15 protein-coding genes are annotated in these 14,869 nt (G+C 32.5%); 8 read left to right on the top strand and 7 right to left on the bottom strand.

The window, feature by feature from the left end:
- Positions 1 to 9 precede the first annotated feature (9 nt).
- Both AC1DMU_RS00215 and AC1DMU_RS00210 read right to left on the bottom strand, forming a co-directional pair.
- Complete coding sequence (locus AC1DMU_RS00215) at positions 10 to 423, bottom strand: CBO0543 family protein (RefSeq protein ID WP_137035405.1); 414 nt, start codon at positions 421 to 423, stop codon at positions 10 to 12.
- The gene (locus AC1DMU_RS00210; protein ID WP_087985011.1) at positions 386 to 1,564 is read right to left on the bottom strand and encodes a DUF2515 domain-containing protein; all 1,179 of its coding nucleotides are present in this window, start codon (positions 1,562 to 1,564) and stop codon (positions 386 to 388) included. The genes AC1DMU_RS00215 and AC1DMU_RS00210 overlap by 38 nt, the downstream gene beginning before the upstream one ends.
- 309 nt (positions 1,565 to 1,873) lie before the next feature.
- Between AC1DMU_RS00210 and AC1DMU_RS00205 the strand changes: the two genes are divergently transcribed.
- From AC1DMU_RS00205 to AC1DMU_RS00190, 4 genes are read left to right on the top strand one after another with little or no spacing between them, the layout of a single operon-like run.
- The gene (locus AC1DMU_RS00205) at positions 1,874 to 2,860 is read left to right on the top strand and encodes a UDP-N-acetylglucosamine 4,6-dehydratase family protein (RefSeq protein WP_088064259.1); all 987 of its coding nucleotides are present in this window, start codon (positions 1,874 to 1,876) and stop codon (positions 2,858 to 2,860) included.
- A complete protein-coding gene (locus AC1DMU_RS00200) occupies positions 2,857 to 3,768 on the top strand; it encodes an SDR family oxidoreductase (RefSeq protein ID WP_060487513.1) in 912 nt (303 codons plus the stop codon). Before AC1DMU_RS00205 ends, AC1DMU_RS00200 begins: the two co-directional genes overlap by 4 nt.
- 25 nt (positions 3,769 to 3,793) lie before the next feature.
- Positions 3,794 to 4,114: a DUF6572 domain-containing protein gene (locus tag AC1DMU_RS00195; protein ID WP_060487512.1), complete on the top strand. Its 321-nt coding sequence runs from the start codon at positions 3,794 to 3,796 to the stop codon at positions 4,112 to 4,114.
- Positions 4,115 to 4,162: 48 nt separating this feature from the next.
- Positions 4,163 to 5,230 carry an undecaprenyldiphospho-muramoylpentapeptide beta-N-acetylglucosaminyltransferase gene (locus tag AC1DMU_RS00190; RefSeq protein WP_087985008.1) on the top strand — a complete coding sequence of 356 codons (1,068 nt, stop codon included), beginning with the start codon at positions 4,163 to 4,165 and terminating at the stop codon, positions 5,228 to 5,230.
- A gap of 96 nt (positions 5,231 to 5,326) precedes the next feature.
- Here AC1DMU_RS00190 and AC1DMU_RS00185 read toward each other — a convergent pair whose 3' ends face one another.
- Positions 5,327 to 8,047, bottom strand: a complete 2,721-nt coding sequence (locus AC1DMU_RS00185; protein WP_137014260.1) for a sensor domain-containing phosphodiesterase — start codon at positions 8,045 to 8,047, stop codon at positions 5,327 to 5,329.
- Between the two features lie 439 nt (positions 8,048 to 8,486).
- On the opposite strand from AC1DMU_RS00185, the gene AC1DMU_RS00180 reads away from it, so the two are divergent.
- The 3 genes from AC1DMU_RS00180 (at position 8,487) to AC1DMU_RS00170 (ending at position 10,543) form a co-directional block, all read left to right on the top strand.
- Positions 8,487 to 9,302, top strand: a complete 816-nt coding sequence (locus AC1DMU_RS00180) for an alpha/beta fold hydrolase (protein ID WP_088064257.1) — start codon at positions 8,487 to 8,489, stop codon at positions 9,300 to 9,302.
- 30 nt (positions 9,303 to 9,332) lie between these two features.
- Positions 9,333 to 9,908, top strand: a complete 576-nt coding sequence (locus AC1DMU_RS00175) for a histidine phosphatase family protein (protein ID WP_088064256.1) — start codon at positions 9,333 to 9,335, stop codon at positions 9,906 to 9,908.
- Between the two features lie 317 nt (positions 9,909 to 10,225).
- On the top strand, positions 10,226 to 10,543 hold the full coding sequence (locus AC1DMU_RS00170) for a hypothetical protein (protein ID WP_060487508.1): 318 nt from the start codon (positions 10,226 to 10,228) through the stop codon (positions 10,541 to 10,543).
- Positions 10,544 to 10,634: 91 nt separating this feature from the next.
- Here AC1DMU_RS00170 and AC1DMU_RS00165 read toward each other — a convergent pair whose 3' ends face one another.
- Positions 10,635 to 11,273 (bottom strand): YczE/YyaS/YitT family protein, encoded by a 639-nt coding sequence (locus tag AC1DMU_RS00165; protein WP_088064255.1) that lies wholly within the window; start codon positions 11,271 to 11,273, stop codon positions 10,635 to 10,637.
- Positions 11,274 to 11,466: 193 nt separating this feature from the next.
- On the opposite strand from AC1DMU_RS00165, the gene pepT reads away from it, so the two are divergent.
- A complete protein-coding gene (gene pepT, locus AC1DMU_RS00160; RefSeq protein ID WP_088064254.1) occupies positions 11,467 to 12,699 on the top strand; it encodes a peptidase T in 1,233 nt (410 codons plus the stop codon).
- A 37-nt stretch (positions 12,700 to 12,736) separates the two neighbouring features.
- On the opposite strand, the gene AC1DMU_RS00155 is transcribed toward pepT, so the two are convergent.
- The 3 genes from AC1DMU_RS00155 to AC1DMU_RS00145 are packed head-to-tail and all read right to left on the bottom strand — an operon-like array spanning position 12,737 to position 14,752.
- Positions 12,737 to 13,648, bottom strand: a complete 912-nt coding sequence (locus AC1DMU_RS00155) for a DNA-3-methyladenine glycosylase family protein (protein WP_088064253.1) — start codon at positions 13,646 to 13,648, stop codon at positions 12,737 to 12,739.
- Positions 13,645 to 14,175 carry a methylated-DNA--[protein]-cysteine S-methyltransferase gene (locus AC1DMU_RS00150; RefSeq protein WP_088064252.1) on the bottom strand — a complete coding sequence of 177 codons (531 nt, stop codon included), beginning with the start codon at positions 14,173 to 14,175 and terminating at the stop codon, positions 13,645 to 13,647. The genes AC1DMU_RS00155 and AC1DMU_RS00150 overlap by 4 nt, the downstream gene beginning before the upstream one ends.
- Before the next feature lie 4 nt (positions 14,176 to 14,179).
- The gene (locus tag AC1DMU_RS00145) at positions 14,180 to 14,752 is read right to left on the bottom strand and encodes a bifunctional transcriptional activator/DNA repair enzyme AdaA (RefSeq protein ID WP_088064251.1); all 573 of its coding nucleotides are present in this window, start codon (positions 14,750 to 14,752) and stop codon (positions 14,180 to 14,182) included.
- Positions 14,753 to 14,869: the final 117 nt, after the last annotated feature.

Raw genomic sequence — 14,869 nt, 5'->3', positions numbered from 1 at the left:
ATGGTCTCTTCATTTTTGTATGAAATGATATACTTTCCAAATAAAAGAAAAGAAAATCATATAGCCAAATAAAGAATATGTATGATTCCAATCCAAGCTATGAATAAAGAAACCGAATCTTTCAGCAACTTGTTCAAAAATGCTGGCAAAAATACCTATTGAAATAATAAGTAGAATTCTAGAAATTGTAGATAATGTTTTGGAAATTTGTATAAAAACAGCTGTTAAAATCGGTAGTACAAACAAAGTAAAGCCAATGTTAACTGAAAATATGGATGAGAATGGTCTAACGGGAAAGGAATAGATTTGGTTCGCAACAAAGAAAGCATCTAAGCAAGTTCCGATAATAGAAGAGAGTAAGATTGTAACTGCTAATGCTAGAAAATCATTCTTCTTCTCGAAGGAGGACGTTTTTCTTTGCAAGAATTGCCAACTCAATTGTTTCGAGTGTTTTACAGTAGTCTTCTGTAATTTGTCCATTTATATTTTCCTCCTTATCTACTAAGTAATTTACAACTTGCCAGTCCGTAAACCAATCTTCATTGTCAACTTCTTCATGCTTCATATCTCGCCATGCATAGATGAGTGCAGGACTGTATATACGATAAGCGCCACTACGCAACTGGCATTTCTTTATTCGACGCTTATAAAACTCACGGGAAAAAGATTCATTGACACTTGAAAATAAATGAGGCCAGTAATCTTTCCTTGATCCTGTATGCGGATGGTGCTGGGCCCAGCTTATTATTTGAGATAAAACATGTGTGTCTCGAAATAATAATGAATACAACCTTTTTCCAATTAAGATTCGTTCGTGTAAGGAAGTGAAATGTTTCATTGTATCACCAAATAGTAATACTTTGAGTTTCTTATCATTTTCGTAGAATGGGAAAAGAATATGATTAAATTGAAAGAAATCAAAGAGTTTAAATCCAATACTATTAAGTACAGTCTTTTTAAATTGTATATTTTGAATCACTCTTTTTTCTAAGTAGTGTTGCTCATTAATAATAGTTGCAATGGCTAATGTTTTTTTGTTACCTGTTTTCCAAAAATCGTTCCACATCGTTTCCATAAATGTAGAAACATTTAGGTGAGGGAGAAGGTGAAATAGCTTTTGTGCTCTTTTCACACTTTGTTCATAAAGCAGAAATTGAGGATATACATCTTGGAAAATAAGCCAATTCCCTCTTTCTAAAAAAGAAAAAAATGTGATTTGATCTTTCTCTGATAAAATTTTCGTATATAAATCGCCCTTTAAATCAGTCATATTCCAACCGCCGTTACGTGATACCATATGCCCAAGTAGTGCCCAATGTATTTCTGGATATTGAGTGTAAAATTGGTAGTATGCTCGTGTTCTTGTCACATTATTTTTATTTAGCTGTTCAGTTTGTATTTTTATGTTGTTGATGATGAGTTGCTCTTCTTTCGTTAATTTATACATCGAGCCAGAATGTATGAGTTTGCTTTTTTGTTTTAATTCATTTTTTACATCAAATAGGGAGAGAGGCAGTGCTTTGGAAGGTCCGTTATATGTATGATTTGAATTGCTTCGGTACATTCCGTTACCTCCATTTTCATAAATTTAAACATGATTATTGGCTATGAATCGTTCTATTTATTTTATTACGAGTATAAGAAATAAATGAGCGGTGTTTTTTATAAGGGTTTAGTTATCATGCAAAAGGTATAAAAAATCTTACTGTTGTGAGGTGAAATAAAAAACAGAAACTATTTTTAATAGTTTCTGTTTTTTTTATTTTGTCAATTAAATGTAACAAACGACAATTATGATTTAAATCAATTGAAAATAATTCAATAAATTTTATAAATACAATTTTAATTGAAATGTGTGGTAGGAGGAAAAGAAATGCTAAATAAAATAATTTTAATTACTGGTGGTACAGGTTCGTGGGGACAGGAACTTATAAAACAATTATTAGAAAAATCACCGAAAGAAATTAGAGTTTTTTCAAGAAATGAAACGGTTCAGTTTGAAATGCAGCAACAGTTTATAAATGATGATAGATTAAAATTTATTATTGGAGATATTCGTGATAAAGATCAACTAGTCTATGCATGCCAAGGTGTCCATTATGTATTCCATCTTGCAGCTTTAAAACATGTTCCAGTATGTGAGTATTATCCTTATGAAGCTATAAAAACAAATATACATGGTACACAAAATGTAATTGAAGCATCTATACAGATGCAAGTTGAGAAAGTTATATATGTTTCAACGGATAAAGCAGCCGATCCATCAAATACGTATGGGATGACAAAAGCAATTGGTGAGAAGTTAATGGTGCATGCGAATATGCAAACGAAGAAAACAAAATTCATTTGTGTTCGTGGTGGAAATGTTTTGGGGACGAGCGGAAGTGTGGTACCACTCTTTAAAAAACAAATTAAAAAATCTTTACAAGTAGGGATTACCGATGCAAATATGACTAGATTTTTCTTAACGATTGAAGATGCTGTTGGATTGTTATTTAAAGCCGTATATCAAGGTAGAGGTGGGGAAATCTTTGTTATGAAAATGCCGGCATGTAAAATAACAGATTTAGCAGAAGTGTTAATTGAAGATTCGAAAAAGGAAAACGTGAAGGTAAAAGAAGTAGGGATAAGACCGGGTGAAAAATTAAGTGAAATGCTTTTATCTGAGGTAGAGAGTAAAACAAGTATAAGTTTTGATCAAAATTATTTTGTGGTACTACCGACTATTCCTATAGAAGGACTGCAAGAATATTATGCTAGCTATCCGCTTGTGGATGTGAAGAGTTTTAGTTCTCAACAAGACTTACTTACAAAACACGAGGTGAAACAAATGTTATTAAAAGGAGGGTTTTTACGATGAAAAAAAATGCGAGTCTTTTAATAACTGGTGCAAATGGTTTCACAGGACGCCATGCTTGCCAATATTTTTTAGAGCAGGGCTTTCATGTAATTCCTATGTTTCAAAATCGTGCACATAGAGAAATAATTGGGAATGGTATTACTTGTAATTTAACTAATAAGAGCGAAGTAATGAAGGTAATGAAACAAATAAAGCCAGATTATGTATTGCATTTAGCAGGAAAGAATTCGGTCATAGAGTCTTGGACAGCTGCTCTTGAATATGTAGAGGTTAATGTAATAGGGACGTTATATTTATTAGAAGCAATTAAGCAAGAAGTACCTCACTGTAGAACATTGGTTATAGGATCTGCTTTGCAAGCAGATAGTATGAGCAATATAAAAATTTCAAATCCATATAGTTTAAGTAAAACGATGCAAGTCATTATTGCAGAGGCGTGGAGTGAATTAATGAATTCAAATATTATCATTGCAAAGCCCTCGAATTTAATTGGTCCAGGAGTATCGAATGGTATTTGTTCTATTCTTGCAAAAAAAATGATAACTATAGAGTCGAATAAAAGTGAAGCAATTATTGAAGTAAACAGTTTGAAAGATAGTAGGGATTTTCTAGATGTACGTGATGCGGTTAAAGCGTATCATGTGTTATTGCGCGATGGAATAAATGGAAAACAATATAATATTGGATCAGGGATAAAACGGTCTTTATTAGATGTAATAGAACAATACAAAGAATTAACACAGCTGAGTTTTTCCATAAAAGAAGCAGAGCATAGTGGAAGCGAATCAAATGAGAGTTTAGTAATAGAGGATATAAAAAGGTTAGGTTGGGTCCCAGAAATTCAATTCCATCAATCATTAAAAGATGTACTCGAGTATGCGAAGTGTAGTGAAATCTGCATTCAATGAAAAATGAAAAGGGTGTAAGAAATATATGAATGGCTATAAAACAATGGATAATCAAAATACGCTATTTCTTTTAATTGTTGATACGCTGGACTGGAAAGATGAGGAAGAGCATGTTTTGTGTATCTATGAGGCGATAAATAAATGTCAAGCCTATGTGGAAGGTAAAAAGGGTGATAGGAAAAATCCAGTAATAGGTACAGGAACTAGGCCTGTAATTCAAGTCTTTGCTCAGTATGAATGTAGTGAGTATGGAAATGATTTTTATGATCTTATTAAAGATTTTTTGCAAGATATAGGGTTTGAGCTAAATGTTTATATAAATAATAGTAAGTTTACTTACATTTAATAGATTAGTATAAAACAAGATTTTTAATGATAAAGGTGGATATAAATTATGAATAAAAAGATTCTCTTTACTGGGGGCGGTACAGCCGGACACGTAATGATTAATATGGTATTGATTCCTAAATTTATGGAAAAAGGATGGGGAATTGAGTATATTGGATCTCAAAATGGAATTGAAAAACTATTAGTTCAAAATGTGAAATACAATAGTATTTCAACGGGGAAGCTTAGGAGATATTGGGATTGGGAGAACTTTAAAGATCCTTTTAAAATAATAAAAGGTTGCATACAAAGTTATAAATTGATGAAACGAATAAAACCAGATGTTGTTTTTTCGGCAGGAGGATTTGTGTCCGTTCCTGTAGTAATAGGAGCGTGGATGAATAAAGTACCTGTAATAATACGTGAACCAGATAGTACGTTAGGATTAGCAAATAAAATAGCATTACCTTTTACTACAAAACTATGCACAACATTTCCTCAGACAGGAGAAAATGTAAGTAATGAGAAGAAGGTTTATGTAGGACCAATTGTAAGGGAAGAAATTGAGAGGGGCAATGTATTGCGGGGAAGAAGCTATTGTAAATTTCAGCAAGATAAACCAGTATTGTTAATTATGGGTGGGAGTCAAGGTGCTCAATGGATAAATGATATGGTAAGGGGAAGTTTGGAAAAATTACTATTAAATTTTAATATTGTTCATATGTGCGGTAAAGGGAAGGTGGATTCATCTATTGGTATGGAAGGTTATATGCAATTTGAGTATATAGGGGACGAGTTGCCGCATATACTAAATATGGCGAGTGTTGTAGTTTCTAGAGCAGGTTCTACTGCTATTTCTGAATTGCTATTTTTGAAGAAACCGATGTTGCTTATCCCGTTAACTAACAGTTCTAGTAGGGGAGATCAAGTTTTAAATGCTGAATATTTTTCTCGGCAAGGATATGCGGAAGTTATAATCCAGGACAGGATAAGTACGAATGTATTCATACATGCAGTAAATAAGTTGTATACAAATAAGGAGAGATATATTCAAAACATGAATGGATATAAGAAAACAAATGATGAGGGGATTCATCAATTAATAGATATAATAAATGAAGTGGTGAAGGAATAGAAATTTAAATAAAAAAACAAAAGGAAAGAAGATATCTTCTTTCCTTTTTACTATAGTTGTTCAAATTCATTATTACTTATCCATATTAGCAATATACTATAGGTGAATACCGATTTCTAATAGCTCAGTAAATGCATGAGTATGGATAGGTTTACTATAATAGTAACCTTGAATAAACTGACATTTATTTTTTTGAAGGAAATTCACATGTTCTTTCGTTTCTACACCTTCTGCAATGACAGACATTTCTAATGTATGTGCTAATGTGATAATCGTTTTAATAATTTCCATTCCATCTTCACACGTTTCAGACATTGTAATAAATTCTCTTGGGATTTTTAACGTATCTATTGGATATAAAGGTAAATACGCTAGTGAAGAATAACCTGTACCAAAGTCGTCGATTGAAATGTGAACTCCTAAACCCTTTAGTGTGCGGAGCTTTATCAATGTTTCTCGCTCATCCATCATTGCAATGCGCTCTGTTAATTCAAGGTCGAGAGAACTTGCCGGTAAGCCTGTAGTTGCTAATGTAGAAGAAATAGACTTTACAAAATCTTCTTGTTCAAATTCTTTAGCAGATAAGTTTACACCAATTTTTAAATGAGAATATCCGAGTGTGTGCCAACGTTTCATTTGCTCACAAGCCTGCTGCAATGTCCATTTTCCTATTGGAATAATTTGTAGTGTTTCTTCAGCAATCGGAATAAATTCATATGGAGAAATAACGCCTAATTCAGGATGATTCCACCTGATTAGAGCTTCTGCACCGATAATTTTATTAGATTCACTATCAACTTGAGGTTGATACAAAAGGAACAATTCTTCATTTTGTATTGCGTTTGGTAAATCTTTTTCTAATCGTAATCGTCTTTCAATTTTTTTAGCGATTACATCGTCATAAATAGAGACAGAGTTAAGCTCTTTTGCCTTTGCATCATACATTGCAACATTAGCGTTTTTCAAAAGTGTAGCGGTATCGATTCCGGAATGTGGATAAATAGCGATGCCGATACTAAGTGATAAAGTTAATGTATGCTCATGTATGACAAACGGTTTTTCCATGCATTCAAATAACTGGTTGCATAAATCGAATAAGGAATCTTCGTCAGTATAGTTTTCAATTAAGATTGTAAATTCATCGCCACCGATTCTTGACAGATGAGTATGTGATGGAAGACATGATTGGAATCGCTTCGCTACTTCTTCTAATATGTGATCTCCTGCCGAATGTCCAAGTGTATCGTTAATTGCTTTAAAGCGATCTAAATCTAAGTATAATAATGCGAACTCACTGTCTGTTGTTTTAGCATTTTTTATAACTCTTTTTAATTTCTTATGGAAAAAGGCACGGTTCCCAATTTTCGTTACCGTATCATGGAATGCTAAATACTTTATTTCTTCTTGTTGCTTTTTTAGTGCGGTAATATCTTTTACCATAATATAACTTCCTGAAATTTGTCCGTCTATTATAATAGGGACGATGGTAACGTATAAAAAATAAGTAAAACCATCTTTATATTTAGAACTTAGTTGTAAGTATGCCGATTCTTGTTGTTTCACCTTTTCTAATGCAGATGTTAGTTTATGTTTGTCTTCATCTAAAATAATCGAAAAACAAGTTTCACCGAGTAACTCATCTGTTGGTGCTCCAAGTAGTATACTTCCGGCTTGATTTACATTTAAGAATACGCCATGTAAATCAATTGTAAAAATAGGATCAGGGTGATATTCATATAACGATTTAAACTTTTGTTGTTTTTGAGATAGAGCCTCTGATTTATGAACTAAATCAGAAGTCCGTAAAGTCACCTTTTCTTCTAGTTGTGCATTGAATGCCTGTAAACGTTTTGTTAGGGAATTGTTTTGCATACGTACAATAGAATGACGAATGAGTACGAAAATAAAAGTAATACAATTTCCTGTAATGAGAGTTGAGGATGATGTTTGTTCTTTTAATGTAAACCCGATTAGTATTGCAACAGCAAGATAGGGAAATACAACTAAAGCCTTTTTTCCTATTATAGGGTTAACAATGAAATAATTTTTATGGCTATTACGATCTGCTGAAATAGATCCAGCTATTGCAATAAATAATATAGGTATTCTATATAAAAGACGTAATAATGTTATCGTTTCAGTTGCTAAATGGTTATTTAAGTAAAAATAAATATAGTTAAAAGTTGCAGAACTTATCAATACAAAAATAAAGATATAAATCTTCCGTTTAGAATTAAAAATTGTCGGACGGAAAAAGAGACTAACGCCTAGTAGAAGAAACAATAAATCTGCAATTGGATATAGAAATGAAAGGAAAACATCGCCTAGTGAAAGAGAGAATATATTTAAATTTGGTTGATTAAATAAATACCACTCTAATGTGAATATGGAAGTAAGTACTATACATATATCACAAATAAAGAACGTTTTTTCCCATTTATCGCATTCTTTTAAAATTTTATAACTGAAAGCGATAAGACAAAAGAGTAGAAAAAACATGTAAAATACATCAGAAATAGTAAAACGATGTATTGGAATTTCGAAGAAACTATCTTGATATGTATATACTATTTTACCTAATAAAAAACTCCCAATTGCTATCGTGATACATATCCAAAACGGATTTGAACTGACTTTTTTAGAATATATAGAATAAATTAGTGATACAAATGTAATGGCTTCAACAATAAGTGAAGCGAAGCGTACATCCGAATTTGAAAAATGAGTAGGGAACAGATAAAAAAATATAAAATAGATTGAATAGCATATTAATGTTCCGATTAATATACATAGTTGTAAATTTTTATTTAATTTCAATAAAATCACCTTCTTTAATTATGCACTATATTCGTAATATCTATACATAATAATATTACTTAAAAATTGTATCAGATTTCCTTGTAAAAATCTTGTTTATAAGGAAAGTATTGAAGAGTTTAATACTTCTTAAAATTAAAAAAACATTGCGTTTGATAGTATGTATTGCATCAAGATTTTAAATAGAAATTGTATATTTAGTCATCCTTTGAATTGTAAAGGTTTTTTAGTGATTTGCAAGCGGAGATGCAAAATTGCATATAAAATGATGAGAATCCTCTTTCTAGCTGATCTTTTGATTGTTATAGGCTATTTTAAGTAAGATTTTCATTTTTAATCTGAAAATTAACATTTGTAAAAATGTTACAAAAGGATATAAAATAAGAACGTGTATTCTTACAGAGTGGATAGTATTTTCACTAAATAGGGAGGACTTTTTATGTTATGGCGAATTAAAGATGCGGAAATATACTATGAAATTGTTGGAGAGGGTAAGCCAGTCATTATTATACATGGCTGTGCGCCGGATCATAGGTTAATGATGAAATGTATGGAATCATTATTTCAAAAATATGAAGGTTATCAACGAATATATATTGATTTACCTGGAATGGGAAAGTCGAACGCTCCAGATTGGGTAAATAGTTCAGATCATATATTAGAAGTGTTAACTATATTTATTGAAGAAATCATTCCAAAGAAAGATTTTTTACTAGTAGGAGAGTCTTTCGGCGGATATTTAGCTAGAGGGATACTTTCAAAAATGTTTGAGAGAGTCAATGGATTATTATTAATATGTCCTGTGGTTGTTGCACTGCAAAAAGAAAGACGTTTACCGGATAAACAGATAATTGTACAAGATAAGGAGTTTTTAAATACGTTAACTTCTACCGAAAGAAAAGAATTTAGCGAGTTAGCAGTGGTAGCAAATGAATATACATATAAGCGATTTAAAGAAGAAATTAAGCCGGGGTTAGATGTTGCTAATTATGAATTTATTGAAAGATTGCAAAAAAAATATTCTCTTACTATGGAGTTTCACCGAAAGAAATATGAGAAACCCGTTCTTTTATTAGCAGGAAGACAAGATATATCGGTAGGTTATCGAGATATTATAGAAATTATTGAAGATTATCCAAGAGCAACATTAGCGGTGCTTGATATGGCGGGACATAATTTGCAAATTGAACAGCCTGAACTATTCGAGAGTTTAGTAGGAGAATGGATTACACGAACAAAACAACAAAATTTATAAAAAACGAATGAATATTTTCAAGGAGGAAGTATGAATACATATATTTATATGGTTAGGCACGGTGAATCATCAAAATTAGAAGGGAGTGAAAGAACACGTGGTTTAACTGAAAAGGGAAGTTTAGACGCTCATAGAGTAACAGACATATTAAAAACAGAGGGAATCGATACTTTCATTTCAAGTCCATATAAGAGGGCTGTGTTAACGATAGAAAAAACAGCCAATTTCTATGAAAAAGAAATATTAATATATGAAAACCTTAAAGAGTGTATGTTTTCCAGTGGGGATCAAGTTATATCAGATAAAGAGGTATATCCGCTTGTAAAGAAGATGTTCTCTGATCCGGATTTTGCACTAACAGAAGGAGAGTCATATAAGGATTGTCAGAGACGGGTAGTGAAAGTGTTAAAGGAAATATTAATGGATTTTCAAGGACAAAAAATTGTAATTGGCACACATGGGCTTGTAATGACACTCATGATGAATTATTTTGATAAGCAATACGGGTTTGAATTTCTAATACATACATCAAAGCCTGACATATATAAGCTGGAATTTAATGATGAACAATTATTGAATGTAAAAAAATTATGGATAGGAGAATGAAACTGAATATATGGAGTGTGTTTTAATTCGTACTTATAAAATATACTTTTTTTATAGAAAGCATTTTTATCAACTATTTTTAGAATCTTAAATCAATAAGTAATTATTCAATTTCTGAATAATATAAATGGAAGTTGGGTTAAGGAAACAATTTAAAATGTGACAAAACTCCAAACGTTGGATTTCTATTCAATTGGAAAAAAAGATGTAGAATTTTGTCTTACGGTCCCCGTTTACTTTTCATTTCATTACATATAGGCTTTGTGGTGTAAAGGGGAAAATCACCTTTATACAAAATTTATAAGGAGGACAATGTGATGAAAAAGATTAAAAAGTTTGCGGGAGTAGCTTTAGCAGGTACGGTTGGATTAAGTGGACTACTGTTTTTAGAACCAAGTGTAAGCGCTGCGGAAACAAAGCAGGTGAAAGAAGGAAATTTCAATGCGATTGATGTAACGATGAATCAAAGTGAATTTTATGTATTGAGTGGTAGAAGTATTGATATTCTTTCTGGAGATAAAGAAGCAATTCAGTTAAATAATTACACAATTCGTTTTAGTAAACCAGGGAAGTATGTAATTAAAGTAAATGGCTGTATTTATGACGATGTATATACTTTTATTGTAAATGAGTAGTATATATTCTGAAATTGTGAGATGAAAAAAGAAACACCCTATTTGCGGTGAGAATCGTAAATAGGGTGAATACTTTGTATTAAGTTGTAGTTTAAATATGTTCATTAACTTTCTCTTTGTTATGTAAAGTATGTAAGAGGGTTTGAAACATCTTAAATGATTGCTGAAAGATCGGACTTTGAATAAAGGTGTAAAGAAAAGTTACGATGAAAACAGGACCTCCTAGCATAAATCCAATAACTAGTACAACACATTCTACTATGATTCTAGCACGGCTAATAGATAGCCCTGTTTTGTCGGAAATAGTAAGCATGAATCCATCTCGAGGGCCAGCACCAATCCCAGCCGCAACATACATCCCTCCCCCAATACCTGTAATTGCAATCCCAGCAAATAAAATGAGTAAGTTTATCCATAAAAAATCACTAGCGTTTGGAAGAATATTTGATTGTAAGAAAAAGTCCATAATGGGACCGATAAGTAGTGCATTTAAAAATGTGCCCACATTTATATATTTTCGATCTACTAATAAAGAAATGAGAACGAGACATAATCCACATATGACACTCCACGTACCAATGGTCCATCCAAATCTTTGGTAGAGAGCCATATTTAAAACTTCCCAAGGATGTAAACCGAGAAATTTCACTTTGACTGCAAGAGCATTTCCAAGGCCAAAAAAAATTAACCCTAAGAAAAAAAGAAAATAGCGAAAGAGAGTTAGCCTCATCTTTAATACCTCCTATATTTTATAATTATGTATATTACATGTAAGATTTTTAATGTACAAATATTAAGACTTTTTAGTTGTTATTTAAAATTGCTAAAATACAAATGAAATATATATTCGCAGTCAAAAAAGTTAAAATATTTCGTTTTAAGGATTATAATAGAGAGAGAAACATAAAAGGGAGTGAATGAGTTTGAAACAAGAACTTATTGAAAGATTTACGAGATATGTAAAGATTGATACACAATCGAATGAAGAAAGTCATACAGTACCAACAACATCTGGACAAATTGAGTTTGGTAAGTTATTAGTGGAAGAGTTAAAAGAGATTGGCTTAACAGAAGTAACAATGGATGATAATGGGTATGTAATGGCAACACTTCCTGCTAATACGGATAAGGATGTTCCAGTAATCGGCTTTTTAGCACATTTAGATACGGCAACAGACTTTACAGGGAAAAACGTAAAACCACAAATTCATGAAAATTTTGATGGCAATGCAATTACGTTAAATGAAGAGCTAAATGTTGTGTTAACGCCAGAACAGTTTCCAGAATTACCATCATATAAAGGACATACGATTATTACAACGGATGGTACGACACTTCTAGGAGCAGATGATAAAGCTGGCCTGACTGAAATTATGGTTGCAATGAACTATTTAATACATAATCCGCAAATTAAACATGGGAAAATAAGAGTAGCATTTACGCCGGATGAAGAAATTGGTCGTGGGCCAGCGCATTTTGATGTAGAAGCGTTTGGTGCATCATGTGCTTATACGATGGATGGAGGTCCATTAGGTGGTTTAGAGTATGAAAGCTTTAATGCTGCAGGTGCTAAGTTAACGTTTAACGGAACGAATACACATCCTGGAACAGCGAAAAATAAAATGCGTAACGCAACTAAACTTGCTATGGAGTTTAATAGCTATTTACCGGTAGAAGAGGCACCAGAATATACAGAAGGCTATGAAGGATTCTATCATTTACTTTCATTAAATGGTGATGTTGAGCAAAGTAAAGCGTATTATATTATTCGAGATTTTGATCGTGAAAATTTTGAGGCGCGTAAACATAACGTTGAAAATATTGTGAAGCAAATGCAAGAGAAGTATGGACAAGATGCAGTCGTTTTAGAAATGAATGATCAATACTATAACATGCTTGAAAAAATTGAACCAGTGAGAGAAATTGTTGATATTGCATATGAGGCGATGAAAAGCTTAAATATCGAACCAAACATTCATCCGATTCGTGGTGGAACAGATGGGTCACAATTATCGTATATGGGATTACCAACGCCGAATATTTTCACAGGTGGTGAAAACTATCACGGTAAATTTGAATATGTTTCGGTAGATACGATGGAAAAAGCTGTTCAAGTTATTGTGGAAATCGCAAGACGATTCGAAGAACAAGCTTAAAAAAGAACCAAGTAGTGCGGATGCGCTACTTGGTTTTTTAGTATAATACTCGCCACAAATAAAAAGTTGCGTAAGACTCCCAGTTGGTCCAATTTGCCGCAAAATCTTTTATTTCCTGTTTAGTCGGTTTACTTTCAGAACCTGTTATATATTTAATTGCATTGTGCAAGCCAACATCGTCAATGGGAAAAGCGGAAGGAAATCGTAAACAGCGCATTAAAATATAGTTGGCAGTCCACGGTCCTATTCCATGTATAGCAGTTAATTGTTTTTCAGCTTGTTGCACATCTTGTATTTGCAGTAAAGATTCTTTTGATAATTTTCCTTCTGTAATAAGCTTTGCGATACCGATTACATATTCGCATTTTCTAGTCGTCATTTTTAAGTTTTTAAGATCCTCTACATGTAAATTGGCAATCGTTTCAGGAGAAGGGAATATCCAATGTTTTCTATCGTTCCATTCTACATAATTTCCAAAGTGTTCGACTAATCTTCTTTTTAGTGTATAAGCATATGTGAGATTAATTTGCTGACCGATAATTCCCCAGGAAAGTGCTTCAAATAAGTCTGGAATACCTAAAGTACGAAGCCCATAATATTGTTCAATTGGTCCTTGAAGGAGTACATCATGTTTAGCTAATGTATAAAAGGGAGCTAAATCAGTAGTTAAATCAAACCACTCTTTTACATAGTGAGCTACAGCTTCGCATATCGATTCTTCAGACGTATATGATTCTTCTAAAAAACGTATTTGAATATTATCATCCGAGTTCATACTAATTTCAACTAAAGGATGTACATCCTGAACAGGGATAACTTTATAAATTTTGTTATCTTCAATGTGGAACATACATTCATTGTTAGAACGTGATAGATAGCGTAAATTTTCTTGGAAACTAAATTCTGCTGGAACTGCTAAAGTTAATGTGCTAGTATATTTTGCTGTCATATGCATTCTACCGGAGACTTTTCTAATGTAAGCAACACTTTCTTCATTTCTAATCCACCTCTAAAACCGGTTAGTTTACCATTCTTTCCAATAACACGATGGCAAGGAATTGTAATGAGAAGAGGGTTGGCAGCAATAGCAGTAGCAACGGCACGCACAGCAGTAGGTTTTTGCATTCTTTCGGCAATTTCTGAATAAGAATATGTCTCCCCATAAGGAATTTCACGTACCGTATTCCAAACAGATAATTGAAAATCAGTTCCGTAAGCATCGATAGGGAATGTAAAAGTTTCTCGTTTACTTTCTAAATACTCGATAACTTCTTTCGTATATGATTGTAGGTAATCTGGATTACATGCCAATATATGTTGTGGCAATTTCTTTCTAGCCCATATATTTAGTTCTTCAAATTTTTCATCTTGTGATCCAATGAAGCATAGTCCATTTTCAGTTGCAGCAATATGAAACTGCCAATTTTCATGTGTAAGTAGCGTCCAATATATAAATTTATTTTTGGAGGAATTCATTATTTTATCCTTCTTTCATTTCGTTCTTTTTTCGATATTCAGTAGGAGTGAATCCGGTTTTCTTTTTAAATAAAGTTGCGAAATACTCTGGGTTTTCTATCCCGACAGCAGTACTAATTTCTTTAATGGATTGATTTGTGTGTAAAAGGCGTTCTGCCGCTTTAACAATCCTAAACTGCTGTATATATTCTATTGGACTTATTCCTGTTACTTTTTTGAAAGTGCGTTGCAAATGAAATGGGCTACCATGACATATTTCAGCAAGTATGTTGAGAGTTAATAATTCGTCAAAGTGCTTTTTGATATAATCTTTAATTTGTTCTACCCACTCTTCATTAGGTAAAGTGAGCCCATTTGGTTTACAACGTTTGCAAGGGCGGAATTTTTCGCTTAATGCTTGCTCTGCATGATGAAAAATTCGTACATTGTTTCTATTCGGTATTCTTGATTTGCATGACGGTCGGCAAAAGATTCCGGTTGATTTCACAGCATAAAAGAATTTACTATCATAGGAAGAATCATTATGAATAATTGCTTGCCAATGCTTATTTGTTAACGTAATCCCTTCATTGTGCAAAGAACATCACCTCTGAAATTAGTATAACCTGAATAAAGTGCGTATGTATGTATTCACAAATGTAAGAGCAAGATTACAAAGGTGAAAATATGATTGTTTTTCTATTTTGTGATAGCA

The organism is Bacillus sp. 01N45 (assembly GCF_056399205.1).
This window is presented reverse-complemented; position numbering and strand designations above follow the sequence as displayed.

Coding starts and splice junctions, on each gene's coding strand:
- AC1DMU_RS00210 (WP_087985011.1), bottom strand. CDS start 1,564: ATGTACCGAAGCAATTCAAATCATACATATAACGGACCTTCCAAAGCA.
- AC1DMU_RS00205 (WP_088064259.1), top strand. CDS start 1,874: ATGCTAAATAAAATAATTTTAATTACTGGTGGTACAGGTTCGTGGGGA.
- AC1DMU_RS00200 (WP_060487513.1), top strand. CDS start 2,857: ATGAAAAAAAATGCGAGTCTTTTAATAACTGGTGCAAATGGTTTCACA.
- AC1DMU_RS00195 (WP_060487512.1), top strand. CDS start 3,794: ATGAATGGCTATAAAACAATGGATAATCAAAATACGCTATTTCTTTTA.
- AC1DMU_RS00190 (WP_087985008.1), top strand. CDS start 4,163: ATGAATAAAAAGATTCTCTTTACTGGGGGCGGTACAGCCGGACACGTA.
- AC1DMU_RS00180 (WP_088064257.1), top strand. CDS start 8,487: ATGTTATGGCGAATTAAAGATGCGGAAATATACTATGAAATTGTTGGA.
- AC1DMU_RS00175 (WP_088064256.1), top strand. CDS start 9,333: ATGAATACATATATTTATATGGTTAGGCACGGTGAATCATCAAAATTA.
- AC1DMU_RS00170 (WP_060487508.1), top strand. CDS start 10,226: ATGAAAAAGATTAAAAAGTTTGCGGGAGTAGCTTTAGCAGGTACGGTT.
- AC1DMU_RS00165 (WP_088064255.1), bottom strand. CDS start 11,273: ATGAGGCTAACTCTCTTTCGCTATTTTCTTTTTTTCTTAGGGTTAATT.
- AC1DMU_RS00155 (WP_088064253.1), bottom strand. CDS start 13,648: ATGACAGCAAAATATACTAGCACATTAACTTTAGCAGTTCCAGCAGAA.
- AC1DMU_RS00150 (WP_088064252.1), bottom strand. CDS start 14,175: ATGAATTCCTCCAAAAATAAATTTATATATTGGACGCTACTTACACAT.